This window comes from Streptomyces sp. NRRL B-1140, from assembly GCF_001280065.1.
Lineage (GTDB): Bacteria > Actinomycetota > Actinomycetes > Streptomycetales > Streptomycetaceae > Streptomyces.
Map to the genome: position 1 here is coordinate 314,606 of NZ_LGEA01000114.1, position 24,611 is coordinate 339,216.

Here is a 24,611-nt window from a genome sequence, read left to right on the forward strand (position 1 = left end):
CCATGCACATAGCCGAGGGTTTCCTTCCTCCGGCGCACGCGGTCGCCTGGGGCGTCGCGTCGGCGCCGTTCGTCGTCCACGGTGTCCGGTCGCTCACCCGTGAAGTGCGCGAACATCCCGAGAGCACCTTGCTCCTCGGTGCTTCCGGTGCCTTCACGTTCGTCCTGTCCGCTCTGAAACTGCCGTCCGTGACCGGCAGTTGTTCGCACCCCACCGGGACGGGCCTGGGAGCCGTCCTGTTCCGGCCGCCGATCATGGCGGTGCTGGGCACCATCACCCTGCTGTTCCAGGCACTGCTGCTCGCGCACGGTGGGCTGACCACGCTCGGGGCCAACGTCTTCTCCATGGCGATCGTCGGCCCGTGGGCCGGATACGCCGTCTACAAGCTGCTGCGGCGCTCCAGCGCGCCGCTGATGGTGGCGGTCTTCTCCGGCGCGTTCGTCGCCGACCTGTCCACCTACTGCGTCACCAGCGTGCAGCTGGCCCTCGCGTTCCCCGACCCGAGCAGCGGATTCCTGGGCGCGCTCGGCAAGTTCGGTTCCATCTTCGCCGTCACCCAGGTCCCGCTCGCGGTGAGCGAGGGCCTGCTGACCGTGCTCGTGATGCGGCTGCTGGTGCAGTCCAGCAAGGGCGAACTGACCCGGTTGGGTGTGCTCCTCGCCGGGAAGCAGGCCCCGGCCGAGTCCGAGGCGGTGACCCGATGAGCCGCAACGCGAAGATCAACCTGTTGCTGCTGCTCGCTGTGGCGGCGCTCGCCGTACTGCCCTTGGCGCTCGGCCTCGGCGATCACAAGAAGGAGCCGTTCACGGGCTCCGACGGCGAGGCCGAGACGGCGATCACCGAGCTGAAGCCGGACTACGAGCCGTGGTTCTCACCGCTGTACCAGCCGCCGTCCGGCGAGATCGAGTCGGCGCTCTTCTCACTCCAGGCGGCCCTCGGCGCCGGTGTCCTCGCCTACTACTTCGGTCTGCGCCGGGGGCGCCGGCAGGGTGAGCGGCGGGCGCTGGAACGGGAGGCCGACCGCGCGCGATCCGACGCCGGCGGGACGTCCGCCGAGGAACGGGACTGATCCCGGGTGCTGCCGATCGACGTGGCGGCGCACAGCAGTCGCTGGCGCCGCCGCCATCCCGTGGACAAGGCCGTGCTCGGGCTCGGTCTCACCGTGCTCGCGATCTCCCTGCCGCCCTGGCCGGGCGCGGCCCTGGTGCTCCTGACGGCCCTGGTGGTGCTGCTGGGTCCGGCCGGTGTACCCGGGCGGCGGTTGTGGCGGGCCTACCGGGTGCCGCTGGGCTTCTGCGTCACCGGCGCGCTCACGCTGCTCGTCCAGGTGGGCGGGCCTGGGGGGTTCGTCTCTCTCACCGACGACGGGCCGGTGCGGGCCGGGGAGTTGCTGCTGCGGACCTCGGCGGCCTCCCTGGGCGTGCTGCTGTTCGCCTTCACCACGCCCATGTCCGACCTGCTGCCCCGCCTGGTCCGGGCCGGGATCCCGGCCGCGGTCGTCGACGTCGCGCTCGTGACGTACCGGATGAGCTTTCTGCTGCTGGACTCCATGCGGCGTATCCGGGAGGCCCAGGCGGCCCGGCTCGGGCACACCGGCCGGGGCGCTCAGTGGCGTTCCCTGGCCGGGCTCGGGGCCACCGCGTTCGTCCGGGCCTTCGACCGGGCCGGCCGGCTCCAGGCCGGGCTCGCCGGGCGCGGCTACGACGGCACCCTGCGGGTCCTGGTGCCCGCGGCCCGGGTCTCCGTCCGCTTCACGGCGGCCAGTTGCGCGCTGCTCGCCGCACTGGCCGCACTCACCTTCGCACTGGAAAGGCCGCTGACATGAGCGAGCCCGCCCTCGTCGCCCTGCGGGGCGCGTCCTTCGCCTACGAGGACGGCCCGACCGTGCTCAGCGGCCTCGACTTCGAGATCCGCGAGGGGCGCGCGCTGGCGCTGCTCGGCCGCAACGGCAGCGGCAAGACCACGCTGATGCGGCTGCTCAGCGGCGGCCTGAAGCCGCACGAAGGGCGGCTGACGGTCGAGGGGCAGCCGGTGGCGTACGACCGCAAGGGCCTGACCCGGCTGCGGACGACCGTGCAGCTGGTGGTGCAGGACCCCGACGACCAGTTGTTCGCGGCGTCCGTCGAGCAGGACGTGTCGTTCGGGCCGCTGAACCTCGGCCTGGACGACACGCAGGTACGGGCGCGGGTGGCGGAGGCGCTGGCGGCCCTGGACATCACGGCCCTGGCCGACCGGCCGACCCATCTGCTCTCCTACGGACAGCGCAAACGCACGGCCATCGCGGGCGCGGTCGCCATGCGGCCGCGCGTCCTCGTCCTGGACGAGCCCACGGCCGGACTCGACCCCGACGGTCAGGAGCGGCTCCTGACCACTCTCGACGGGCTCCGTGCCGCCGGCACCACGGTGGTGATGGCCACCCACGACGTCGATCTCGCCCTGCGCTGGGCCGACGACGCCGCGCTCCTCACACCGTCCGGTGTCCGCACCGGGCCCGCGGCCACGGCACTGGCCCGCACGGATCTCCTCCGGGAGGCGGGACTGCGTCTGCCGTGGGGCGCTGCGGTGACGGAATTCCTGCGGTCCCAGGGACTGGTGACGGAAACGGAGCCGGGCCCGCGTACACCGGACGAGCTCGCCGGGCTCGTGGGAGGGCGGCTGGGGGCGCCCGGAGGGTGAGGGCCCCCGCGGCGGTGGGCCGGGCCGGCCGAAACATGCTTGTCCGGCGCCGCCGCGCGGCACTACGTTGCCCGGGTGGATCTGTTCTCCCGCACCTGGACGGCGCTGCGCGCGGCGGTGGCCGGTCTCTCCGACGAGGACTTCGGGCGGCCTTCCGGCTGCACGGGCTGGCTGGTGCGGGACCTGGTGTGCCATCTGATCGTGGACGCCCAGGACGTCCTGATCACCCTGGCCACCCCCTCCGACCGCGCACCGACCCGTGACGCGCTGACCTACTGGGACCTGTCGGACACGCCACCGACCGGCGACGACCCGCTCGACGCCCTGACCGTCCGGCTGGCCGCCGCGTACGAGGATCCGGGCCTGCTGAAGTTCCATCTGGACGACGTGGGCTCCGCCGCCGGGCGGGCGGCCCTGCTCGCCGATCCGGCCGGCCGGGTCGGCACCCGTGACGAGATCCTCACCGTGGGCGACTTCCTCTCCGCCTATGTCATGGAGTGGACGCTGCACCACCTCGACCTGATCGCCCACCTCCCGGGCGCGCAGCCGCCGCCCGCGGAGGGGCTCGCCCGGTCCCGGGAGTCGCTGGAGCGGATCGTGGGAAGCCCGTTCCCGTCCGCCCTCACCGATGTGGACGCGCTGCTGATCGGCACCGGGCGGCGTGCGCCGACCGAGGCGGAGCAGGCCGGGCTGGGCGATCTGGCCTTCAGGGTGCCGCTGTACCTGGGCTGATGTCGCGGGGGCGCATGCGGGGTCCGCGGGCCGCCGTCCGACCGGGCCAGGCTGGCCGACGCCCTCGCCGTCCTGCAGCGCTCCCTCGTGCCGGACTCGCTGCCCGCCGTAGCGGGTCTGGAGACGTCCGTGCACTACCACACGGCGTCCCCGGACCAGCTCGGCGGCGACTTCTACGACCTGTTCCCCGTGGGCCGGTGGCCGGTGGGCGTTCTTCCTCGGCGACGTGTGCGGCAAGGGCCCCGAGGCCGCGTCCCTCACCTCGCTGACCCGCTACACCCTGCGTGCCGCCGCCCATCACGACCCGGATCCGGCCTCGGCGCTGAGCACGCTGAACGCCGTCCTGCACGAGCGGTACACCGGCGACGGCAACCCCCGGTACTGCACCTGCATCTTCGGGACGGTCGAGCCGGGCGGCGAACACGCAGGCGCCGTGGTGCGCCTCGCCTCCGGCGGCCACCCGCCCGCCCTCGTCCTGCGGGCGGACGGCCGAGCCGAGTTCCTGCCCACCCTGGGCGGCCTGCTCATCGGCGTCGTCCCCGGCGCTCCGATCGGCACGGCCGAGACCGTCCTGGCGCCCGGTGACACGCTCGTGCTGTACACCGACGGCCTCACCGAGGCTCGCATCGGCCCCGGCCGCGACGACCTGTACGGCGAGGACGCCCTGTACGCCTTCGCCACCGATCACGCTCCCGCAGGACCGCGCGAGGTGATCACCGCCCTCACCGAGCTGCTCGAGAGCTTCGGGACCCTGCGCCCGGACTCCAGCGCCGCGTCCTGAGCCGCTCTGCGGTCTCGCCCCGGCGTACGGCCACCCGGCCGCCGTGCCTCCTGGCGCTCCCCGCACACCTCCGCCCGGCCGGAAAACGCTTGGACTGCGCCGCCGGCGTCGCGGGACACTTCCGGACTCGACCCGATACCTCACACATCCGTTGCGGCGACGGCCCCTGCCCGCACGCGCGGCGCGGCGGGCGGCCACAGAACGACACAGGGGTGGGATGGAAACGCCGGAAACACACAGGGCATTACCGGGCAGGCGCTCGGTGCTTCTCGCACTTCGCTACTACGGACGGGAGTTGTCCCGGCTGCGCCGGTGGACGGCACCCACGATGCTGCTCTCGGCGCTGGGCAACATCGGAATCAACTACGTCGCGCCGCTGATCGTCGCCAAGCTCGTCGCCGACATCGCGGGGAACAGGGACGTCACGGCCGGCTCGGCACTGCCGTACGTGCTCGGCTTCGCCGCGGTCCTGCTGGTCGCGGAGGCACTGTGGCGCGTCGCGCTGCACTGCCTCAGCCGTCTCGACGCCCTGGGCATCGAGCACCTGTACGTGACCGGGATGGACGAACTGTTCGCCAAGGACGCCGCGTTCTTCCACGACAACTTCGCCGGTTCGCTGACCAAACGGGTCCTCAGCTTCGCCTCCCGGTTCGAGCAGTTCGTCGACACGCTGACCTTCCAGGTCGTGGGGAGCTTCGTGCCGCTGGTGTTCGGGGCGGTGGTGCTGTGGCGCTACGAACCGCTGCTCGTCGTCGGCCTGCTGGCGATGATCGCGCTGACGGCGGTGCTGGTCGTGCCGCTCGTCCGGCGCCGCCAGGCACTCGTGGACCGGCGTGAGGAGGCGATCGCCCGGGTGTCGGGGCATGTCGCCGACAGCCTGATGAACATGGACACGGTGCGTGCGTTCGCCGCGGAGGGACGCGAGGCCGCCGAGCACCGCTCCCGGGTGGCGACGTCCCGCCGGCTCACCATTCGGTCGTGGGACTACGGCAATCTGCGCATCGACACGCTGGTCGCGCCGATGTCCGTGCTGACCAACGCGATGGGACTGCTGCTCGCGGTGACGCTGGGCGGCGGCACGCACGGGGTGGAGGCGGTCGTGGTCGCCTTCGCCTACTACACCAACGCGACCCGGATCATGTTCGAGTTCAACCAGATCTACCGTCGGCTGGAGAGCTCGATGACGGAGGCCGCGCAGTTCACCGAGCTGCTGCTGACGCCGCCGACCGTGCTCGACCCGCCGGACCCGGAGCCGCTGCGGTCCCGGGCCGCCGACGTCCGCTTCGAGAAGGTTACCTTCGCCCACCGGGGTGGCCGGCCGCTGTTCGAGGGACTCGACCTGGCCGTGCCGAGCGGATCGAAGATCGGCCTCGTGGGCCGGTCCGGCGGCGGCAAGACCTCGCTCACCCGGCTGCTGCTGCGGATGACCGACATCGACGGCGGCCGCATCCTGGTCGGCGGCCAGGACATCAGCCGGGTGCGCCAGGCGGAGCTGCGCGGACGGATCGCGTACGTGCCGCAGGACCCGGCGATGTTCCACCGCAGCCTGCGGGACAACATCGCCTTCGCCCGGCCGGACGCCACCGACGCCGAGATCCTCCGGGCGGCCCGGGCGGCCCACGTCACGGAGTTCGCGGACGCGCTGCCCGACGGTTTCGACACCATGGTGGGCGAGCGGGGCGTCAAGCTGTCCGGCGGGCAGCGCCAGCGGGTCGCTCTCGCGCGGGCCATCCTGAGGGACGCGCCGATCCTGCTGCTCGACGAGGCGACCAGCGCCCTGGACTCCGAGAGCGAACTGCTGATCCAGGAGGCGCTGTGGCGGCTCATGGACGGGCGGACCGCGCTGGTGGTGGCGCACCGGCTGAGCACGGTCGCGGGCATGGACCAGCTCGTCGTCCTCGACCGGGGCCGGATCATCGAGCAGGGCACTCACCAGGAGTTGCTCGCGGTGGACGGTGCGTACGCGAAGCTGTGGCAGCACCAGTCGGGCGGCTTCCTCGACGACACCTCCGGGCGGGCCGAAGTGCTGTAGCGCGCCCCGCTCACCCGCGCCCCAGGGCTCGTGCCCGGGCAGCCAGGGCCTCCAGGAGGAGGTCCACCGCGGGCTCGAAGGAGCTGTCCGCCATCGCGGGCAGCTCCGGGCGAGCCGCTGTCAGGGACGGGTACGCCGCCGGGTCGAGGTCCTGGTAGACGTCGCGCCACGACCGGCGGTCGGCCTCGCGCTGCTGTGCGGGGAGGGCCTGGAACGCCGCCTCCGCGGCGGCGTGGCTGAGCACGGTGTCGATGAAGGCCAGGTAGAGCCGTGCGGCGTCGGCCGGCGGGAAGCCCGCGGTGAGCAGCAGGCCGATGCCGGTCTCCACGGCGCGGATCTCGTTGCGGCGGCGGGTCACGCGGTGTGCCGCCATGGCCGCCGCGCGCGGATGGGCGAGGTATCCCGCGCGGACCCTGAGGGCCATCTCGCGCAGCGACGCCACCCAGTCGTCTCCGGGGGCGAAGCCGGCCATGGCGTCGCCGATGATCCGGTCGGCGATGGCGAGCACCAGGTCGTCGGTGCCGTGGAAGTAGCGGTAGAGCGCGGTCGGGTCGCAGCCCAGGGCCGCTCCGAGCCGGCGGACGCTCAGCGCCTCGGGTCCGTGCTCGCCGATGAGCCGCAACGCGGTCTGGACGATCAGGTCCTCCGACAGCAGGACCCCCGAACGGGTCGGTCTGCGACGGCGGCGTTCCCGCGGGACACGGGTGGTCATGACCGGCACTCCTCTCCTGGCGGATCCACGGTCCGGCACACCGGCGGTCTCGCGGATCAACGGGTCGCACGCACCGACGACTGCACGGACCGACGGCTGCACGGACCGACGTCCTCGCACACCGACCGCTTCGCACGCCGGTGGTCCGGCACACCGACCGCTTCCCGCTCGCCGTCGGCTGCCTCGCCAGTCGCAGTGAACGGCCCCCGCCGCCTTACGTCAACAGGGTTGACCCATGGGGGCACCCGGCGGTTCCATCACAGTCCCGCGCGGCTCTTCCCACCCCGTCCCCCCGAGGAGCCCTTCATGTCCTCCGCACCGCCCTCCTCCCACCCCGCGCTGCGCCGTTCCCTCGGCGTGGTCGACGGCGTCGCCATCGCCGCGTCCAGCACCGCGGCCACCACCAGCATCGCCATCGGCATGGGCACGATCGCCACGGTCGTGGGCCTGCAGGCACCCGCGCTCCTGCTGCTGGCCTTCCTGCCGGTGCTGGGCATCGCCCTCGCCTACGCCCGGCTCAACCGCTCCGAACCGAACTGCGGCAACGGCTACACCTGGGTCGGCAGATCCCTGGGCCCCTGGCCGGGCTTCCTGACCGGCTGGGTCACCCTGGTCGGCTCGGTCATCTTCTGCGCCTACACCAGCGCCATCATGGGCTCGGTCGTGCTGGCCTTCGCCAACAAGGCCGGTCTGCGCAGCCTGGCCGGCGTCGCCCTCGACCCGACGTCCACGGGCGTCTGCACGGCGGTCGGGCTGGTGATCCTGCTCGCCCTCACCGTCCTGGCAGTCACCGGCGTCCGGGGCGCGACCCGGTTCCAGTTCGCCCTGCTCGTGTTCGAGTACGCGGTGCTGCTCGGCTTCTGCGGCTGGGCGCTGGTCACCGGTGACCACGCCGTCTCCTTGTCGTGGTTCAACCCGTTCGAGATCTCCAGCGGCACCCGCTTCGCCCAGGGCATGGTCCTGGCGGTGTTCTTCTTCTGGGGCTGGGACGCGGCGTTCAGCGTCAACGAGGAGACCAGGAACCCCGGCGACTCGGCCCGCGGCGGCCTCATCGCCCTGTTCGCGATGCTCGGCCTGTTCCTCTTCGCCTCGGTCGCCTTCCAGCGGGAGATGAGCCTGGCCGAACTCGTCCGCAACGGCCCGCAGGCCCTCCCCTACCTCGGGGAGAAGCTGGCCGCCGAGCCGTGGGCCACCCTGCCCCTGGTCGCCCTGATGTTCTCCGCCGTCGCCTCCGTGCAGGCCACACTGATCCCCACCGCGCGGGGCCTGCTCGCCATGGGCCGCGACCGCACCATGGGCCCGCTGTGGACCCGGGTGCACCCGCGCTACGGCACACCCGCCGCGGGAACGGCCGTCGTGATGTCCGTCGCCGCGGTGATCGCCGTGCTCGCCTTCGCGATCCCCAGGCTGAGCGACATGCTGCTCGCCGCCGTCAACGCGATCGGCCTGATCGTGGCCCTCTACTACGGCCTCACCGCGCTCGCCTGCGCCGTGCGCTTCCGCTCCGCACGGCACGAGGGTGCACGGCAGGCGCTGCTCGCCGTCGGCGTGCCCGCCGCGTCCGGGCTGGTGCTGCTGGGCCTGGGCGGCTACCTCGGATATTCGTACCTCACCATGAGCGACCACTTCGAACTGAGCCCGGACAACGGGTGGTTCATGTTCTCGCTGCCCGCCGTGATCGTGCTCGCCGGCCTCGGCATGGCCGCCGTCGCCAAGTACGTCCGGCGTTCGCCCTACTTCACCACCGGGCGCGGCACCGACGCCGAAGCCCTCACCCTGCCGATGGACCGCACGGCGGTCTGACCTCCATGGAGCTCACTCTCATGCCGCACGCCCCTGCCCCGGGATCCGCCGACCTCGTCCTCACCGGCGGTCCCGTGCACACCGTCGACCCGGCCCGCAGCCGCGCCACCTCGGTGGCCGTGCGCGGCGGGCGGATCGTCGCCGTCGGCCACGACGAGGTGCGCGAGCTGATCGGGCCGCGCACCGAGGTCGTCGACCTCGCCGGGAAGCTGCTGCTGCCGGGCTTCCAGGACGCCCACGTCCATCCGATGGGCGCGGGCCTCGAACTCGGCCTGTGCCATCTCGGCGACAGCACCGACGCGGACGCGTACCTGCGCAGGATCGCGGCGTACGCGAGGGAGCATCCGGACGCCGAATGGATCACCGGGGGCGGCTGGTCGCTGGAGGCGTTCCCCGGCGGCTCCCCCACGGCCGCCGCCCTCGACGCGGTCGTCCCGGACCGGCCCGTCTTCCTGCCCAACCGTGACCACCACGGCGCCTGGGTCAACAGCCGGGCCCTGGAGCGCGCGGGCATCGACGCCCGGACCCCCGACCCCGCCGACGGCAGGATCGAGCGCGACGCCGAGGGCAACCCCACCGGGATGCTGCAGGAGGGCGCCGTCCACCTGGTGGGCCGGCTGGTGCCCGACCCCTCGCCGGAGGAGCAGCTCGCCGGGCTGCTGCGCGCCCAGGCGGTGCTGCACTCCCACGGCGTCACCGCCTGGCAGGACGCGATCGTCGGCACGTACGCCAACCTGACCGATCCGGCCCCGGCCTATCTGACGGCCCTGGAACGGGGTCTGCTCACCGCGCGGGTCGTCGGCGCCCTGTGGTGGGACCGCGAGCGCGGCGCCGAGCAGATCGGCGAACTCGTGGCCCGGCGGGAGGAGTTGAGCCGGGACCGGTTCCGGGCCGGCACCGTGAAGATCATGCAGGACGGCATCGCCGAGAACCACACCGCCGCGATGCTGTCCCCGTACCTGACCGGCTGCGGCTGCACCTCGGACAACAGCGGCATCAGTTTCGTGGAACCGGGTGAGCTGCGGAAGTACGTCACCGAGCTGGACGCGCACGGCTTCCAGGTCCACTTCCACGCGCTCGGCGACCGCGCGGTGCGGGAGGCGCTGGACGCCGTGGAGGCCGCCCGGGCCGCCAACGGTGACCGCGACACGCGGCACCACCTGGCGCACCTCCAGGTCGTCCATCCCGCCGACCTGCCGCGTTTTCGTGCCTTGGGCGCGAGCGCCAACATGCAGATGCTGTGGGCCGCCCACGAACCGCAGATGGACGAACTGACCCTGCCCTTCCTGGGGGCGGAACGCGGCGCCTGGCAGTACCCCTTCGGGGATCTGCTGCGGGCCGGTGCGACGCTTGCCGCCGGCAGCGACTGGCCCGTCAGCAGCCCTGACCCGCTCCAGGCCATCCATGTCGCCGTCAACCGGGTCTCCCCCGAGGCGCCCGTGGACACCCCGCCCTTCTTCCCGGAGCAACGCCTCGACCTGGGCACCGCCCTCGCCGCCTATACGGCGGGCAGCGCCCATGTGAACCATCTCGACGGCATCACCGGCAGCATCACCGTCGGCAAGGCGGCCGACCTGGTCGTCCTGGACCGCGATCCGTTCGCGGGTCCGCCGGAGGAGATCGCCGCCGCCCGGGTCCTGGAGACCTTCGTCGAGGGCCGGCGGGTCCATGCCGGCCACTGAGCGTGGTCCAATGCTCCGAATGCGGTGCGTACGGAGGGGGATGACGCGCGGTGGGGTCGTCGGGGGACGGAGTCATGCGGTCCGTGCTGTGGGTGCTGATCGCTCTCGTGACGCTCGGCGTCGGAGCGGCGTCGGCCCACGAGGTCCGCGGGGCGCTGGAGCGGGAGAGGGAGTACCGCGGCGCACCGGCGTGCGCCGCTGCTCCCGTGAAGGCGTCGGGTTGTGTGCGGGAGCAGGAGTTCACCGTACGGAGCGCCGCTGCGAACCGCGGGAAGCGGAGCGCGTCCCCGGAGGCGGAGCTGGTGCCGCCGTCCGGTGAGCCGTGGGAGGTGACGTTCCCGCGCACCGAGCCGGTGCTGTCCGGGATGGAGCCGGGCGAGAAGGTCGTCGGTGTGATCTGGCACGGGCAGGTGGTCGAGGTGCGGGACGCCGAGGGCCGGCGGCAGCAGACGTCCGACGGGCCGGTGGGCCGGCCCGAGGACCGGCTGGGCGGTGCGCTGGCCTGCCTCTCGTTCGGTCCGGCGGCCCTGGTGGGCGGGCTGTGGCCGCTCTTGGCACGCCGCGAGCCGCGTCACGTGGCGGCGGCGAAGATGGTGCGGTGGCACGGCGTCGGTCTGGGCGGCACGGCGATCCTGGTGCTCTGGGCGCAGGCGGCCAACGACTGGCCCCTGTGGGCCATTCCGGCGATCTGGGGGCCGCTCGCGCTGCTGACCCTCGCGTCCATGACGGCCTTCGCCCTCGGCGCGCTGCGCGGCGAGCTGGACGACGGCCCGCCCGCCCGGCAGGAGCCGCAGCCGCAGGTCTCGTGAGGGCGTGACACTCAGGTCTGCCGGGCGTGCACCGGACTGTGCGCGACATCGTCGGGGCACCGGCGGTGCGGCTGCGCGGTCCGTCGGTCGCGCCGCCAGTCGTAGGCAGCGAGGGCCAGGGACGCGGCCATGCCGGCGATCCCGGCGGCCATGGCGAGGAAGAGGGCGCCGCGATAGTCGTCGCTCCTGCCACCGAGGACCAGGTAGTAGAGACCGGGCAGGGCGGCGGTGCCCACGGCGGCACCGAGGCGCTGGCCGGTCTGCAGGGCGCCGCCGGCCGCTCCCGCCATGTGCACGGGCACGTCGCGCAGCGTCATGGTGATGTTGGGGGAGATCACGCACCCGCCGCCCACGCCGCCGAGGAACAGCATCGGGGCGGCGATCCAGGGCGCGGTGCCCAGGGGCGCGAAGCGCAGCAGCAGCGCGGTGCCGCCCAGCCCGAGGATCACACCCGTGAGCCCGCCCACGGTGAGCAGCCGGCCGAGCCGGTCCACCAGCCGCCCGGACACGGCGGCCGCGAGGGCCGAGCCGAGGGCGAAGGGCGTCACGGCGAGGCCCGACTCGAGCGGCGAGAAGCCCAGGCCGTGCTGGTAGAAGAGGGCGAAGACCAGCCAGACGCCGCTGAAGCCGATGAAGTAGAGCGTGCCGACGCCCGCGCCGACGGCATACCCGCGCACGGTGGTGAACAGCCGCGGATCGAGCAGTGGCTGGGCGCCGCGGTCCAGCAGCCGGCGCTGCCACCGGGCGAAGACGAAGAGCAGCCCGGCACCGGCGAGGAACATCCACCACAGCCGGGCGAGGCCGCCGGTCTCCGCCTGGACCAAGGGGTACATGAGGGCGAGGACGCCGGAGCCCAGCAGGAGGACACCGGGCAGGTCGAGGTGTTCCCGGCCGGTGCGCCGGGTGCGGGGCAGCAGGCGGCGGCCGAGCAGGACCGCGAGGACGCCGATGGGCACGTTGACGTAGAAGATCCACCGCCAGCCCTGGGCGCCTTCGGCCAGGGCGAGGATCAGACCGCCGGTCAGGGGGCCGACCGCGGAGGAGATACCGACGGTGGCGCCGAAGAAGCCGAAGGCCCGGCCGCGTTCGCCCCCTCGGAACATCTGCTGGATGAGCGCGGAGTTCTGCGGTGCCATGAAGCCGGCGGCCAGTCCCTGCGCGAGCCGGGCCACCACCAGCAGGGTGATGTTCGGGGCCGCCCCGCAGGCCGCGCTGAAGAGCACGAAGCCGCTGAGGGCGAGGAGGAAGATACGGCGACGGTCCAGGGCGTCGCCGAGGCGGCCCGCGGTGACGAGGGCGAGTCCGAAGGAGAGGGCGTAGCCGGACACCACCCACTGGACCTCGGCCGCGGAGGCGTGCAACTGCTGCTGGATCGTGGGCAGGGCGACGGCCACGATCGACACGTCCAGAAGGCTCATGAAGCCGGCCACCAGGGTGACCCACAGGGCCCGCCACCGCTTGGGGTCGGGTTCGTACCCGTCCTCCCGCGCACCCTGGTCGTGGCCGCCCGCCGCTGACGCCGTCACTTGGGCTCCTCTCACCAGGAACGCACCCGGCGACACAGGTTCCCCCGCCGGGGCACGAGCACACCCCGTCCCTCGGATGATCCCGGACGGCGCGGCGGCCCGCCTCTCACCCTGAGCACCCGTGCATCACGTTTCGTGATCAAACGGACGCTGTGCGAACGGGCTTGTTTGAGCGCGCGAGAACTGTGCAGGCGTGGTCTTTGGGAATGCGAACGGCGAAAGGAACCACGTGATGGCGGAGACCGACAACGACGAGTCGGTGGATCCCGCGGCGGTGAGACGGCACCGGGTGCTGTTCCGGGCGATCGAGAAACGACGCAACCCGAAGCTGCGCCGCAGCGACATCACGGTGACCGACGATGCGGCGGTCAAGCGCGCCACCAAGGCCGCCGCCCTCGGCAACGCGATGGAGTGGTACGACTTCGGCATCTACAGCTATCTGGCGTCGACCATCGGGCGGGTCTTCTTCCCGTCCACCAACGACACCGCACAGCTGCTCGGTTCCTTCGCGACCTTCGCGGTGGCGTTCCTGGTGCGTCCGCTCGGCGGCATGGTCTTCGGGCCGCTGGGTGACAAGGTCGGGCGCAAGCGCATCCTCTCCCTCACCATGATCATGATGGCGGTGGGGACCTTCGCGATCGGTCTGGTCCCCTCGCACGCCGCGATCGGTCTGTGGGCCCCGGCCTTGCTGATCTTCTTCCGGCTGGTGCAGGGCTTCTCGACCGGCGGGGAGTACGGGGGCGCCTCGACGTTCATCGCGGAATACGCGCCCGACAAGCGGCGCGGCTTCTTCGGCAGCTTCCTGGAGCTCGGCACGCTCGCCGGTTACGTCGGGGCCTCCGGTCTCGTGGTCGTCCTGCAGATGCTCCTCAGCGACGACCAGATGCTGTCGTGGGGCTGGCGCGTGCCGTTCCTCGTCGCGGCCCCGCTCGGTCTCATCGGCCTCTACCTCAGGCTCAAGCTGGACGAGACGCCCGCCTTCCAGAAGCTGGAGGGCGGCCAGGCCAAGGCGAGCGAGGCGGCCGACGCCGTGGAGACCTCGGCGGCCGCCGACCTCGGCAAGATCTTCACCCGGTACTGGCGGCCGCTGCTGCTGTGCCTCGCGCTGGTCGCGGCGTACAACATCACCGACTACATGCTGCTGTCGTACATGCCGACCTATCTGTCCGAGGAGCTGGGCTACGGCACCAACCACGGGCTGTTGATCCTCCTCGTCGTGATGGTGCTGCAGATGTGCGTCATCAACTACGTGGGGCGGCTCTCGGACCGCTTCGGGCGCAAGCCGCTGCTGATGACGGGGATGCTCGGATTCCTGTTCCTCTCCCTGCCGTCGTTCCTGCTCATCCGGCAGGGCAGCGTCGTGCTGATCACATTGGGCCTGCTGCTGATGGGGCTCTCTCTGGTGGCGATGCTCGGCACCATGTCGGCGGCGCTGCCGGCGATCTTTCCCACGCAGGTGCGCTACGGCTCGCTCTCGGTGGCCTACAACCTGGCCACCTCGATCTTCGGCGGTACGACACCACTGGTGATCACCGCTCTGATCGGAGCTTTCGGCTCGACGCTGATGCCGGCGTACTACGCCATGGGCGCCGCGGCCATCGGTGTCATCGCCGTGCTGTGCATGCGGGAGACCGCCAACCAGCCTCTGGCCGGCTCCCCGCCGTCCGTGGAGACGCAGGCGGAGGCGGAGGAACTCGTCCAGGCGCAGTCCCCCCAGCCCAGGTTCTGACCGATGTGAGAAGCCCCGTCCGCGATCGCGCGGGCGGGGCCTTCGGCGGTTGGGCCCGGGCAGAGCGGGAACACGGTGCGCGCTACGACTCCCGAGGCGAGGCCGGTAAGGCGATGACCGAGTACGAACGTTCCCGCACGATGCCCGCAGGGCCCGAGCACGTCTTCGACCAGGCAGCGAACGTCGGGCGTCTGGACAGCTGGCTGCCGGAGGAGCTGCACGTGCAGGCCGGGGAACCGCCGGCCGTCACCGTGCACGAGGACCGCACCGACGAGGACACCGACGCCGTGTTGCGCGCCCGGCCGGAGCAGATGCGGCTCGAATGGGGCACCCGTGAGCAGGGCGGTTACGCGGGCTGGCTGCAGGTCGCCGGGCTCGACGGCGGAACCAGTGAGGTGACCGTGCACCTGTCGTTCTTCGACGACGGTCACGACCCGGGCGAGCGGGCCGCCGCCGACGCCCTGGACAGCAGCCTGCGACGGCTGGAGGAGCAGGTGCGGCTGCGCGTCGACCACGCGGCCGGCTGACCCGTCGTGGCGCGTGTGAAGCGGTACGCGGTGGCGGCGTCCGGGCAGTGGACCGACGAGGAGGAAGGGCGGCGGCTGCCGTCGGGTGAGGTGCACGCCTGGGAGCCGGGCCACAACGAGACGGTCTGCGGCCTGTCCCTCAGCCGTTCCCGGCTGGTCCGCTTCCCGCACGTGGGCTGGCCGGACACGTTCCCGGAGTCCGGCGGCGCCGCCGACCGGGTGCGGCGTCTGTGCCCGCGCTGCGCGTCGGTGGCGGGACGCCGCGGCCCGGACGCCCGCCCGCGCTGGCACCGCACAAACCCGCGCCCGTGAGGCGGGTCGTGGTTCACGGCCCTCGGCATCACCCGCAGGGGCGAGGGCGCGGCCGGCATGCCGAGGCGTGACGTCACTCTCCCGCGGAGCCCTCCCGCCGGGCACGTCGTCCGGCCGCGGCGACGTCCCGCATGGCCAGCAGGAAACGCCTGACCACGACCAGTTCCGCTTCGTCGAAGGAACGCATCGAGTCGACCATCTCGTGGATCAGCGGCCCGAAGAAGGACCAGCCCAGCCGGACGGCCTCGTCCCGCACGACCAGCAGCACGCGCCGTCGGTCCTCGGTGTCCCGTTCCCGGCGCACCAGTTCCAGCCGCTCCAGCCGGTCGATCAGGGCCGTGGTCGACGCCGAGTTCACCCCCAGTTGCGCGCCCAGCCACCCCGGGGTGGCCCGCACGCCCTCGCGGCCGGCGTCGAGCAGGTGGATCAACGCCCGTACATCGGTGGGATGGAGCCCATTGCGGCCTGCGAACTCCGCCGCGAACAGGTCCAGTTCCAGCGTCACGGCCCGCAGCAGATGCACCAGTCGCAGACCGGGATCCTGGTCGTCCATGCTTCACTCCCCTAATATCTCGTTGGTCGAGAGTATCGGTGAACGAGTCATATGGGGCGGGGACATGGATGACACGGCAGCGTTCTTCAGGGCGTACGACGACGTCCTGCGACAGTGGCCGGGAGAGGTGCACGGCGTCGACGTCCCCACCCCCTACGGCACGACCCGGGTCCAGATCAGCGGGCACGAGGACGGCACCCCGCTCGTCCTGCTGCCCGGCGGCGGAACCACCTCGGCCGCCTGGTTCGCCACCGCGGGCGCCCTGGCCCGGGCCCACCGCATCCACGCCGTCGACCTCATGGGCGACATCGGCCGCAGCGTTCACGACGGGGCACCGCTACGCGGCGCAGCGGACCTGACGGCCTGGCTCGACGCCCTCTTCGACGCGCTGAACCTCGACGGCGCGCACCTGTGCGGTCACTCCTACGGCGCCTGGATCGCCCTGCGCTACGCACTGCACGCGCCCCATCGGCTCGGCAGGCTGGCCCTGCTCGACCCGGTCAACTGCTTCACCGGCATGAGCCCGCGCTACCTCGCCCGCGCCCTGCCCATGCTGCTGAGGCCCAGCGCCGAGCGGGTGCACTCCTTCCACCGGTGGGAGACCGGCCGTGACCCCGAGGATCCGGTGTGGCGGGCGTTCCTGGGGAGCACCGCCGCCGCCCGCCGGTCGAAGGTCGTGGCCATGCGGCGCCCCAAGGCTCCGGAACTCGCGGCGTGCACCGTACCGACCCTGGTGCTCCTGGCGGAACGCAGCCGCGCCCACGACCCGCGGCGTGCGGCGGCCGCCGCGCGCCGGCTCCTGCCCTCGGCGCGCGTCGTCACCCTGTCCGGTGCCTCCCACCACTCCCTGCCCACCGAGCGACCGGCCGAAGTCAACCGGCTGCTGCGGGAGTTCTTCGCCTGAACCCCCGCCCCGGCGGGTCCGCGGGCCCGCCCCTAAGGGGTGTCCGGCACCGCCGCCGGATCGCGGCCCTGCCCGGTGCAGACCGAGGCGGCACCGCAGGCGGCGGCCCGGGGGCGGATGGGGACGCCGTTGGTGCGCAGCACCTCGCGGACGTCCAGGATCAGGGAGAACACCTCTCGATTGCGGTCCTCGCCCTGCTCGTCCCAGGCCCGCTGCTCCGCTTCGACGGCCATCCGGTCCTCGGCGAACACCCGCTCGGTGAAACGCCTGATGAGGGGCCAGGCCAGCCGCAGGGCGCCGGGGATCCGCGGCTTCTCGATCATGAGCAGTCCGAAGGTGTGGCAGCGGCGCTGCTCGGCGTCCTCGGGCACGTAGGCGACCCAGAGACGGAAGGCCGGCCGCTCGGCGTTCTCCGGGACCAGGTCGAGGGTCTGGTACGGGTACTCGGTGCGGATCGTCATGACGTCGCGGGAGTCGCTGCCCCCGATTCCCTCGGCGGCCAGCAGGCCGGCCCCGCGGTTGCGCTTGCCCCCGGCGTGGCTGAAGAGGTACCTGGCCTCCACCGACCGCTCGTCGGTGCGGGAGTCGAGCAGTTCGGGGTGGAGTCGTCCGACCACGCCCCGGTGCAGGAACTGGTGGTTCATGTCGAGCAGGTTCTCGTGCATGAACGAGTAGTGGCAGCGCACGGTCCGGGAGTAGGTCATCGTCCGGTACCGAGGCGAGCCGAACGCGGGCAGGTCGGGCAGCGAAGCGGCGGCCGCCCTTTCCGGGTCGCCGGGGAACACGAAGACCAGACCGTAGGCCTCGCGCACGGGGTAGCCGCGCACGCCGCGCGGGGGCCGGCCGTCGCCTTTGGAGAGGTACGGGATCTGCGAGATGCGTCCGTCGCCGCGATAGGCCCAGGCGTGATAGCAGCAGCGGAGGGTCTCACCCTCCACGACGCCCATGCTCAGCGGCACCTGCCGGTGGGCGCACCGGTCCTCCAGTGCGTACACGGTGCCGCTCTGCCCGCGGAAGAGCGCGATGCGCTCCCCGGCGAACGTCGCCGCGAAGGCCCGTTCGCGCCGCACGTTCTTCGACAGGGCAATGGGATACCAGAAGTCCGGGTTCGCCCCGACGCGCCGGAGATCCACCACGCCCGTACCCGGGTCACGGTGCTCCGCCGGCCACGCGGCCCCGGTGGGGAAGGCCCCGGCCTCGTCGGTCTCGGTCATACCTCTCCCTCGCGCGTACGGGCAGCGACAGCCGCACGTCCCCGTCGGGCAGCACCGGGCTGCCGGTGCGGGCGCCCGGCACGGCCCAGTCTCACCGCGCCGCACCGCTCACGCCCTGCCCGGCGCGTACGGACGGGTGACGTGGCTAGAGGTCGTTCTCGGGCAGACCGGCCAGCCCCGTTTCGCGCATGATGCGGTCCACGGTCTGCCGCAGGGTGCTCTCGGCACCGATGACCGTTTCCACGCCGCCGGGCAGCAGGTCCAGTTCCCGGTACCACTCGCGCAGCCGCGGCTCGCCGATCTCGTTCGCGATCGGCTTGGTGGCATGACGGACGAGGGTCTGCTCGAACGGCACGTGCAGGTAGTACCCGTGGGTCGGGCCGCGGTGGTCGGCGCGCAGCCGGGTGAGCATCTCGCCGTAGCGGTCGGCGTACAGGATCCCCTCGACCACGACGTGGTACCCGGCGTCGAGGGCATAGCGTGCCGTCAGGTCGATCAGACCGATGTTCGCCGCGCCGGGCCGGTCTCTCTCCCGGAGCACGACACGGCGCAGGTTGTCCTGCCCGACCAGCGCCACCCCCCGCCCGAACCTCTCGCGTACCCCGGCTGCGACGGACGACTTTCCCGCCCCGCTGTTGCCCCGCAGCACGACCAGCCGGGTCTGTTCGGTCCCCACTCTCACGGAGGGCACCCTACGACGGACCGTGGCGGGGCTCGGGCACTGGGCCGACGGCCACCGGCGCCGGCCTGCGACCGGGTGTCCACAGCCAGGTGCGCTTGCGGGTGCGGCCCGCGATGTCCGTGCTGTGCAGTGCCGCCACCGCCGTCATGAACGGCCACGCGAGGAAGGTCGCGCCGAGCTGGGCGAAGGCCCCGTCCGTGCCGATCGCGACGACCAGGAACTCGACGGGGAAGACGAGCGCCCCGAGCAGTGCTCCCACGAGGGTGAGGCCCCACCGGCGGGTGAGGACAGGGGCCGAGAGGGCCAGCCCGCCGGCGAGGACCAGCCCCATCAGCACACCGGCCAGCAGACTTCCTCCGGTGAGCAGCCCGCCGTAGCGCAGATCGCGGGCGGCGAGCCCGGTGTCCCCTCCTCGGACGAACTCCACCAGGGCCACCCCCAGGGCGAGAGCGGCCCACGGCAGGCCCGGGACGCACGCCATCAGCAGGCCCACTCGCAGACCGCGTCCCACGGTCCCCCGCCTCTCGATGCGTTCCATCAGGCCCGTACCAGTCCGCCGACCCACCAGTCGTGCGGCTTGCCGTCGTTGGCGATGCCGCGGTTGCGCAGCGTCCCTTCGACGGTGAAGCCCAGCCTCTCGGCGACGGCACGCGATCCGGTGTTGCCGGCCATGGCCCACCATTCGATGCGGTGGACGTCGAGCGTGGCCCACCCCCAGTCGCACAGCGCCCGCGCGGCCTCGGCCGAATAGCCCTGGCCGCGCTGGTCCTTGACCGCCCAGTAGCCGAGCTCGTAGACGCCCGCGCTCACCTTGGTCAGGCAGTACGAGCCGACGAGCGCCACGGTGTCCTTGCGGAACGCCCCGAGGACGTAGTCCTTGTCGGCGGCCCAGCCCTCGCGCCCCTCGCGGACCATCTTCTCGGCGTCCTGCCGCCCGAAGGGCACGGGCACCGGTGTGTAGAACTGGATGTCCTCGTCCTGGCAGGCGTCGTGCACCGCGTCCACGTCGCCCGGCTCGAAGGCCCTCAGCAGCAGACGCCCGGTCTCAAGTGTCACTGGATCCACCGCGTCAGTATGGGCGCCGCATCGAGCCCGCGACCATCGAATATCACCTCGTCCCTCACTCCTCGTCGCGCAGCTGGGCCGCCAGGGAGGTCAGCGGCTCCGTCTCCTCGGTGTGGCCCAGTGCGGTCAGGCGGACGACGGCCGCGTCCAGCCTGGTGAGGGCGGGGGCGGGACGCTCCAGGTAGAGGCCCTCCACGACACCCGCGAGGCGCACGCACTCGGCCCATTCGCCGGCCCGGTCGTCGTCCCGCCCCGGCTCGCCGAGCAGGGTGAGTGCCTTGTCCAGAGCCGCCAGGGCGTCCTCGTACGCGCCGGCGTAGGCGTTGACCCTCCCGTACTCGTAGGCCAGGGCCGTGTCCAGGGAGCGGCCGTGGGCCTCGTACCCGGCGGCGCGGGCCTCGTCGGCGATCCGGCCGGCGTCGGCGAGGACGGCCAGGGCGTCGGCCAGTCCGTCGGCGCCCTGCTGCTGCGCCCGCAGACGGGCGAGTTCACGCAGGGAGTTGCTGAGGTACTCGTAGCGCGGGTCCTCGGCGTGGGCGGCGAGCGCCTGGTCGGCGGCCTCGCGGGCCCGGCCGAACTCACCGGACTCGGCGAGGAGTACGGCCGTCTCCGCGGCGATCATGGCGTGGCTGCCCGGGTCGTCGTCCCAGCCGGCCGACTCGGCCGCGAGCGCGACGAACTCCGCCGTGGCGGCCTTGAGGTCGTCCCCCGTGTGCAGTGCTCGGGCGCGGGTCAGACGCAGCTGGGCCACGAGCCGGTCGTCCAGCTCTCCGGCGGCCACGTCCGGTTCGGCCAGCAGGGAGTCGAGCAGCGCGATGCAGTCCTCGACGCGGCCCAGGTCGAGGCTGAGCTGGGCGGCGTTGCTGTAGGTGCAGTACGCGTCGGTCCGGCTGCCGTGCCGCAGGTCCAGCTCCGCCGCGCGCGTCAGGTGCCGCAGCGCCTCCTCGGGCCTGCCCAGATGCATGCAGGCCTCGGCCAGGTCGGTGTGCAGGCGGGTGGTGCCGACCGCCTCGGCCGGCCAGTCGGCGGCCAGGCGCAGTCCCTCCGCCAGATCGTTGTACGCGGCCTGGGGGTCCTGGAGGACGAGCCGGAGGCGGCCGCGCAGTCCGAGCGTGCGGGGCAGGTGCCAGGCGGGGCCGTGGGCCTTCAGCCGGTCCAGGAGGGCGTCGGCCTCGGTGACCGCGGCGGGCAGGTCGCCGGAGAGGGCGTGGGTGGTGACCCGCAGCATGTGTGCGCTCGAGATCTGCCCGGCGATGTCGTGCCGGGCGGCGAACGCGCTGAGCAGGTCCGCCTCGGCGAAGACCGGCGCGATGTGCTCCTGGCTCCGGGTCGTCTGCAGACGCAGGGCGAGCGCGCTCGCCCGCAGCCGCAGCAGGCGCGCCTCCTGGTGCGGGGTGAGGCCGGGCGTCTCCTCGTGCGTGCGGACCATGACCGCGTGGGAGTCGGTGAGGGCGGTGGCCTTGGCCTGCGGTCCGTCGGCGCCCTCCGCGAGGATCTCGGCGTTCGCGAGCAGGGCGCCGGCCCGGGTGATCGCGGCGTCGCCCGGCGCGCCGGCGTCGTCGTACAGGGCCGCGGCTTCCTCGTTCAGGGCGGCGGCGTCGGTGAACCGGTCCTTCTCGTGCGCCCGGTTCGCCTCTTCGGCCAGCAGGTCGGCGCGCAGCCGGACGACCGGTCCCACGGCCGGGTCGTCGGGGTGGGTGTAGTCGCGGGCGGTGACGAGGGTGCGCAGCCGCGCCCAGCAGGCCCGGGCGTCCGGGTGACCCTGCTCGGTCAACGCCCTTGCGCGCTGGATGAGTTCGGTGATCGATTCGGGGACGGCCGGGGTCACGTCGTCGAGGCTGCGGGTGCGCAGGGTCAGCTCCAGGGTGTCCAGGAGCGGGGCGCGGTCCAGGCGGTCCCTGCGGCGGTCGGTGTGGGCCGTGGTTGCGTTGCGGGCGTCGAAGCGGGCGGCGAGGTCGTCGGCACGGCTGCGCACCTCGGCGCGCAGGCCGGCGGCGGTCCAGGTGCGGCCGGTGTATCCGGCGGCGGGCAGCTCGCCGTGGCCGAGCAGTTCGACGCGCTGGAGGAGGACCTCCACGCCGGTGAGAAAGTCGAGCTGGTCGAGCGGCGAGTCGACCTCGTCGAAGAGGTTCCGGTTCTCGGCGAGCAGCTCCAGGCCGCGGGCCTCGTTGCCGGTCAGCGCGCAGAACTCCAGGTGCCTGCCGACCTCCCCGGCCATCGAGGGGTTGCGGCGGCAGCCGCGGTAACCGGCGAGGTGGAGTTCGCGGGCCCGCTCGGCGCGGCCCGTGCGCAGCAGGGGCAGCAGCGCGTACGACAGGGAGCGGGCGGGCTCCTCCTGGCAGGACTCCTGGCCTGCCAGGACGGGCTCCCAGGCGCGCAGGGCCCGCTCGTCGTCGCCCGCGGTGAGGTGGTGGCGGGCGCGCCGGCAGATCTCGCAGGCCTCGCAGTCGCTGAGCCGGGTGCGGGTGCGGGCCGCCCACAACTCGTAGGCGAGGGTGGTGTCCTCACCGACGTGGGCGGCGAGCTGGTAGGCCTCCCCGTAGTAGGGCTGGAGGCCGAGGCCCGCCTTCTCGTAGCGGTCGCGCATCTCGGTCAGCCACTGGCGCAGGCTGGTCAGCGGTATCTCGGGCAGGGCGCGCAGGGCGTTGGACACCCACTTGAACCGCCAGAACAGCATGTGGCGCAGGCGCTCGTCGAAGACGTCGGGCTGCTCGTCGAAGAGGGTGAGCAGACGCGCGAAGACGACCGGCGACTTCCGGGGTTCGGAGCCGTAGGTGTACGCCTCCTGGAGTTCCAGGAGCGCGCGGACCAGCGGGACCGGGTCCTCGAACTGCTCTGCGGCGTCGGCGAGTTCCTCGGCGGTGACGGTGCGGGTGCGGCCGTAGGGGCGCCGTTGGTTCTCCTGGAGCGCCTGGTACAGCTCGTCGGTGGTCTGGGGGTGGGGTGCGGTGGGCATCGTCAGCTGTCCTTGCGGAGGGCGTGGGCGAGCAGGTCGAGGAAGGAGCGGTTGATGAGGCTCGATTCGGCGGGCCGCAGCGGGCGCCGGGACAGCATCGCCGCCTGTCCGTAGAGGGCTTCGGCGCTGGTGCGGGCCAGCTCGGGCTCGTCGATGGCGACGGCGGTGCGCACCAGCGGGTTGAGCTGGTTGAGGATCAGCTGGGCCCGCGGTGCCTCGTGGCGCAGGGCGCCGAGGATGTCGCCCCACAGGCCGCCCTCCTGCTCACGAGCGAGCTGGGAGCGGGTGCGTTCGTGCCGGGCCTCACGGCTGTCGATGAGCAGGGCGGGCGCGGAGACGGGCTGGAAGGTGCGCAGTGCGACGTCGCAGTCGAAGACGGCCAGGGCGTCGCGGGCCTGCGCGAGGTAGGCCGCGGCGGCGAGTTCCGTCTCCCGGTCGACGGGGTCGAGGTGGGCGGTGAGGGTCGCCGGGTCGAGGTCGGCGACAGTGGCCTCGGGCCTGATCTCGGGCAGCCGGTGGACCAGTTCGCGGTCGTAGGTGTAGCCGCCGTTGACGACGCCGAGCCCGGCGGCCGAGGCGATCGCGGCGACCTGGCGGAACTCCTCCACGCTGGACGTCACCAGCACGGTGCGGTGGGTGCGGGCGAACTCGTCGAGGGTGCAGTGCCCGTCGGTGGTCTCGAACGGCAGCCAGGGCAGCAGCATCCGCAGGATCTCGTCGTCGTGCACGGCGAGGGACTTCGCTGCCAGGTGGTGGGCCTGGAGGAAGCGGCCGAGCAGGTCCGGGTCGCCGGCGGCGGTCCGGGCGATCCAGTCGCGCAGCCGCTCGGCGAGGGCGTCGCGGACGGCGGCGAGGGTGGCGTCCTCGTAGAGGGACTCGCGGGACGCCGTCGGACGCAGGCTCTCGGCGTCGACGACGCAGCGGACGAAGAACGCCCAGTCGGGCAGGATCTCCTCGGCCTGCTCGGACAGCAGCATGCCCTTGACGTGCACGCGGTGGCCGTGGCGGCGCCCGGCCGGCACCGTCTCGGGCAGGACGCACGCGATGCCCTTCAGGCCCACGGCCGGCAGGTCCAGCTCGATGGTGTCCAGCGGCTTGAAGCCGAAGGCCTCCTCACCGTAGGCGGCCAGGGCCCGGGAGCGGGCTCCCGGGGTGGGGTACGTACGACTCCAGGGGGCGGGCTCGGGATTGACGGACGTGCCGGAGCGGTCGGAGCCGCCTGTGCCGTCGTCGAAGGTGACCGGGTGGCGCAGCAGGGATCCGAAGTGGCGGGCCAGGGCGTGCACCTGGGCCGGCCGGGTCCACTCCCCCGCGTCGGCGCGCGGCGTCAGGGTGACGGTGGTGCCGGGCCGGGGGCGGGCGGATGGGGGCAGGGTGCGGACGGTATAGCTGCCGTCGCCGCGCCCGCGCCACTCCACGGCGGGTGCGTCGGGGGTGCGGGCGGAGCGGCTCAGGACGTGGATTTCGTCCGCGACCAGGAAGCAGGAGAGCAGGCCGATGCCGAACTGACCGATGAAGTCGCCCCGTTGCTCGGCGAGGCGGTCGGCGCGCTTGCTGCTGCGGCCGATGGTGGCGAGGAAGCCGTGCACGTCGGCCTCGGTGAGACCGACGCCGTCGTCCTCGACGCGCACCACCGAGCCGTCGGCGTGCAGGCGTACGCCGAAGGCGCCGACAGGAGCAGCGGGTTCGAGGGCGTGCCGCGCGGTCAGTGCGTCCACGGCGTTCTGCATCAGTTCGCGCAGGTAGACGCGGGGACTGGAGTAGAGGTGGTGGGAGAGGAGATCGACGAGGCCGCGCAGATCCACCTGGAAGGTGCGGTCGGTGGCGGCGTGGCCGGTGGCGTGGTGACGCAGGGGCATGGGGCAGTCCGGGGTGGTGGGAACGGCGGGGTGGGCGATGGTCCGCGGACCGGGCCG

General features: G+C 72.8%; 22 protein-coding genes and 1 pseudogene. 14 read left to right on the plus strand and 9 right to left on the minus strand.

Annotation, left to right across the window (positions count from 1 at the left end; genetic code table 11):
- Window positions 1-2: 2 nt before the first annotated feature.
- The 7 genes and pseudogenes from ADK65_RS27470 (at window position 3) to ADK65_RS27500 (ending at window position 6,221) form a co-directional block, all read left to right on the plus strand.
- Window positions 3-704, plus strand: a complete 702-nt coding sequence (locus ADK65_RS27470) for an energy-coupling factor ABC transporter permease (RefSeq protein WP_053673640.1) — start codon at window positions 3-5, stop codon at window positions 702-704.
- The gene (locus ADK65_RS27475) at window positions 701-1,069 is read left to right on the plus strand and encodes an energy-coupling factor ABC transporter substrate-binding protein (RefSeq protein ID WP_053673641.1); all 369 of its coding nucleotides are present in this window, start codon (window positions 701-703) and stop codon (window positions 1,067-1,069) included. The genes ADK65_RS27470 and ADK65_RS27475 overlap by 4 nt, the downstream gene beginning before the upstream one ends.
- Before the next feature lie 6 nt (window positions 1,070-1,075).
- Window positions 1,076-1,825: a cobalt ECF transporter T component CbiQ gene (cbiQ, locus tag ADK65_RS27480; protein ID WP_053673642.1), complete on the plus strand. Its 750-nt coding sequence runs from the start codon at window positions 1,076-1,078 to the stop codon at window positions 1,823-1,825.
- Entirely contained in the window at window positions 1,822-2,676 is an 855-nt protein-coding gene (locus tag ADK65_RS27485) for an energy-coupling factor ABC transporter ATP-binding protein (RefSeq protein ID WP_053673643.1), read from the plus strand. The genes cbiQ and ADK65_RS27485 overlap by 4 nt, the downstream gene beginning before the upstream one ends.
- Window positions 2,677-2,751: 75 nt before the next feature.
- Window positions 2,752-3,408: a maleylpyruvate isomerase N-terminal domain-containing protein gene (locus tag ADK65_RS27490; RefSeq protein WP_053673774.1), complete on the plus strand. Its 657-nt coding sequence runs from the start codon at window positions 2,752-2,754 to the stop codon at window positions 3,406-3,408.
- A gap of 24 nt (window positions 3,409-3,432) precedes the next feature.
- Window positions 3,433-4,189 (plus strand): annotated as a pseudogene (locus tag ADK65_RS27495) (PP2C family protein-serine/threonine phosphatase); the annotation flags it as partial.
- A gap of 217 nt (window positions 4,190-4,406) precedes the next feature.
- The gene (locus ADK65_RS27500; RefSeq protein ID WP_078956163.1) at window positions 4,407-6,221 is read left to right on the plus strand and encodes an ABC transporter ATP-binding protein; all 1,815 of its coding nucleotides are present in this window, start codon (window positions 4,407-4,409) and stop codon (window positions 6,219-6,221) included.
- Window positions 6,222-6,231: 10 nt separating this feature from the next.
- On the opposite strand, the gene ADK65_RS27505 is transcribed toward ADK65_RS27500, so the two are convergent.
- Entirely contained in the window at window positions 6,232-6,933 is a 702-nt protein-coding gene (locus tag ADK65_RS27505) for a TetR/AcrR family transcriptional regulator (RefSeq protein ID WP_053673775.1), read from the minus strand.
- 306 nt (window positions 6,934-7,239) lie between these two features.
- On the opposite strand from ADK65_RS27505, the gene ADK65_RS27510 reads away from it, so the two are divergent.
- The 3 genes from ADK65_RS27510 (at window position 7,240) to ADK65_RS27520 (ending at window position 11,227) form a co-directional block, all read left to right on the plus strand.
- Window positions 7,240-8,736 carry an APC family permease gene (locus ADK65_RS27510; RefSeq protein WP_053673645.1) on the plus strand — a complete coding sequence of 499 codons (1,497 nt, stop codon included), beginning with the start codon at window positions 7,240-7,242 and terminating at the stop codon, window positions 8,734-8,736.
- A 20-nt stretch (window positions 8,737-8,756) separates the two neighbouring features.
- Complete coding sequence (locus ADK65_RS27515) at window positions 8,757-10,418, plus strand: amidohydrolase (RefSeq protein ID WP_053673646.1); 1,662 nt, start codon at window positions 8,757-8,759, stop codon at window positions 10,416-10,418.
- Window positions 10,419-10,492: 74 nt separating this feature from the next.
- Window positions 10,493-11,227: a hypothetical protein gene (locus tag ADK65_RS27520; protein ID WP_234352973.1), complete on the plus strand. Its 735-nt coding sequence runs from the start codon at window positions 10,493-10,495 to the stop codon at window positions 11,225-11,227.
- An 11-nt stretch (window positions 11,228-11,238) separates the two neighbouring features.
- Here the strand turns inward: ADK65_RS27520 and ADK65_RS27525 are convergent, their stop codons facing one another.
- Entirely contained in the window at window positions 11,239-12,753 is a 1,515-nt protein-coding gene (locus ADK65_RS27525; protein ID WP_053673647.1) for an MFS transporter, read from the minus strand.
- A 232-nt stretch (window positions 12,754-12,985) separates the two neighbouring features.
- Here ADK65_RS27525 and proP point away from each other — a divergent pair, with 232 nt between their 5' ends.
- The 3 genes from proP to ADK65_RS27540 all read left to right on the plus strand — a co-directional run bounded on the left by proP (window position 12,986) and on the right by ADK65_RS27540 (window position 15,321).
- The gene (gene proP / locus ADK65_RS27530; RefSeq protein WP_053673648.1) at window positions 12,986-14,482 is read left to right on the plus strand and encodes a glycine betaine/L-proline transporter ProP; all 1,497 of its coding nucleotides are present in this window, start codon (window positions 12,986-12,988) and stop codon (window positions 14,480-14,482) included.
- Window positions 14,483-14,595: 113 nt separating this feature from the next.
- The gene (locus ADK65_RS27535; protein WP_053673649.1) at window positions 14,596-15,009 is read left to right on the plus strand and encodes an SRPBCC family protein; all 414 of its coding nucleotides are present in this window, start codon (window positions 14,596-14,598) and stop codon (window positions 15,007-15,009) included.
- A gap of 6 nt (window positions 15,010-15,015) precedes the next feature.
- A complete protein-coding gene (locus tag ADK65_RS27540; RefSeq protein ID WP_053673650.1) occupies window positions 15,016-15,321 on the plus strand; it encodes a hypothetical protein in 306 nt (101 codons plus the stop codon).
- Between the two features lie 73 nt (window positions 15,322-15,394).
- Here the strand turns inward: ADK65_RS27540 and ADK65_RS27545 are convergent, their stop codons facing one another.
- Window positions 15,395-15,874: a MarR family transcriptional regulator gene (locus ADK65_RS27545; RefSeq protein WP_053673651.1), complete on the minus strand. Its 480-nt coding sequence runs from the start codon at window positions 15,872-15,874 to the stop codon at window positions 15,395-15,397.
- Window positions 15,875-15,938: 64 nt separating this feature from the next.
- Between ADK65_RS27545 and ADK65_RS27550 the strand changes: the two genes are divergently transcribed.
- Window positions 15,939-16,778 carry an alpha/beta fold hydrolase gene (locus tag ADK65_RS27550; protein ID WP_053673652.1) on the plus strand — a complete coding sequence of 280 codons (840 nt, stop codon included), beginning with the start codon at window positions 15,939-15,941 and terminating at the stop codon, window positions 16,776-16,778.
- A gap of 32 nt (window positions 16,779-16,810) precedes the next feature.
- Here ADK65_RS27550 and ADK65_RS27555 read toward each other — a convergent pair whose 3' ends face one another.
- The 6 genes from ADK65_RS27555 to ADK65_RS27580 form a co-directional block, all read right to left on the minus strand.
- A complete protein-coding gene (locus ADK65_RS27555; RefSeq protein ID WP_053673653.1) occupies window positions 16,811-17,992 on the minus strand; it encodes an aromatic ring-hydroxylating oxygenase subunit alpha in 1,182 nt (393 codons plus the stop codon).
- Window positions 17,993-18,137: 145 nt separating this feature from the next.
- Entirely contained in the window at window positions 18,138-18,683 is a 546-nt protein-coding gene (locus ADK65_RS27560) for a kinase (protein WP_053673654.1), read from the minus strand.
- 1 nt (window position 18,684) lies between these two features.
- Window positions 18,685-19,185, minus strand: a complete 501-nt coding sequence (locus ADK65_RS27565; RefSeq protein ID WP_159038834.1) for a hypothetical protein — start codon at window positions 19,183-19,185, stop codon at window positions 18,685-18,687.
- A 26-nt stretch (window positions 19,186-19,211) separates the two neighbouring features.
- Window positions 19,212-19,739 carry a GNAT family N-acetyltransferase gene (locus ADK65_RS27570; protein ID WP_063788058.1) on the minus strand — a complete coding sequence of 176 codons (528 nt, stop codon included), beginning with the start codon at window positions 19,737-19,739 and terminating at the stop codon, window positions 19,212-19,214.
- 55 nt (window positions 19,740-19,794) lie between these two features.
- The gene (locus ADK65_RS27575; RefSeq protein ID WP_053673657.1) at window positions 19,795-22,695 is read right to left on the minus strand and encodes a hypothetical protein; all 2,901 of its coding nucleotides are present in this window, start codon (window positions 22,693-22,695) and stop codon (window positions 19,795-19,797) included.
- Between the two features lie 2 nt (window positions 22,696-22,697).
- Window positions 22,698-24,554, minus strand: coding sequence for an HSP90 family protein (locus ADK65_RS27580; RefSeq protein WP_053673658.1), 1,857 nt, complete (start codon window positions 24,552-24,554; stop codon window positions 22,698-22,700).
- Between the last annotated feature and the right edge of the window lie 57 nt (window positions 24,555-24,611).

Bases quoted from the DNA above. Each gene is read 5' to 3' on its own strand.
- ADK65_RS27470 (WP_053673640.1), top strand. From the start codon at position 3: ATGCACATAGCCGAGGGTTTCCTTCCTCCGGCGCACGCGGTCGCCTGG.
- ADK65_RS27475 (WP_053673641.1), top strand. From the start codon at position 701: ATGAGCCGCAACGCGAAGATCAACCTGTTGCTGCTGCTCGCTGTGGCG.
- ADK65_RS27485 (WP_053673643.1), top strand. From the start codon at position 1,822: ATGAGCGAGCCCGCCCTCGTCGCCCTGCGGGGCGCGTCCTTCGCCTAC.
- ADK65_RS27500 (WP_078956163.1), top strand. From the start codon at position 4,407: ATGGAAACGCCGGAAACACACAGGGCATTACCGGGCAGGCGCTCGGTG.
- ADK65_RS27505 (WP_053673775.1), bottom strand. From the start codon at position 6,933: ATGACCACCCGTGTCCCGCGGGAACGCCGCCGTCGCAGACCGACCCGT.
- ADK65_RS27510 (WP_053673645.1), top strand. From the start codon at position 7,240: ATGTCCTCCGCACCGCCCTCCTCCCACCCCGCGCTGCGCCGTTCCCTC.
- ADK65_RS27515 (WP_053673646.1), top strand. From the start codon at position 8,757: ATGCCGCACGCCCCTGCCCCGGGATCCGCCGACCTCGTCCTCACCGGC.
- ADK65_RS27520 (WP_234352973.1), top strand. From the start codon at position 10,493: ATGCGGTCCGTGCTGTGGGTGCTGATCGCTCTCGTGACGCTCGGCGTC.
- proP (WP_053673648.1), top strand. From the start codon at position 12,986: ATGGCGGAGACCGACAACGACGAGTCGGTGGATCCCGCGGCGGTGAGA.
- ADK65_RS27535 (WP_053673649.1), top strand. From the start codon at position 14,596: ATGACCGAGTACGAACGTTCCCGCACGATGCCCGCAGGGCCCGAGCAC.
- ADK65_RS27545 (WP_053673651.1), bottom strand. From the start codon at position 15,874: ATGGACGACCAGGATCCCGGTCTGCGACTGGTGCATCTGCTGCGGGCC.
- ADK65_RS27550 (WP_053673652.1), top strand. From the start codon at position 15,939: ATGGATGACACGGCAGCGTTCTTCAGGGCGTACGACGACGTCCTGCGA.
- ADK65_RS27555 (WP_053673653.1), bottom strand. From the start codon at position 17,992: ATGACCGAGACCGACGAGGCCGGGGCCTTCCCCACCGGGGCCGCGTGG.
- ADK65_RS27575 (WP_053673657.1), bottom strand. From the start codon at position 22,695: ATGCCCACCGCACCCCACCCCCAGACCACCGACGAGCTGTACCAGGCG.
- ADK65_RS27580 (WP_053673658.1), bottom strand. From the start codon at position 24,554: ATGCCCCTGCGTCACCACGCCACCGGCCACGCCGCCACCGACCGCACC.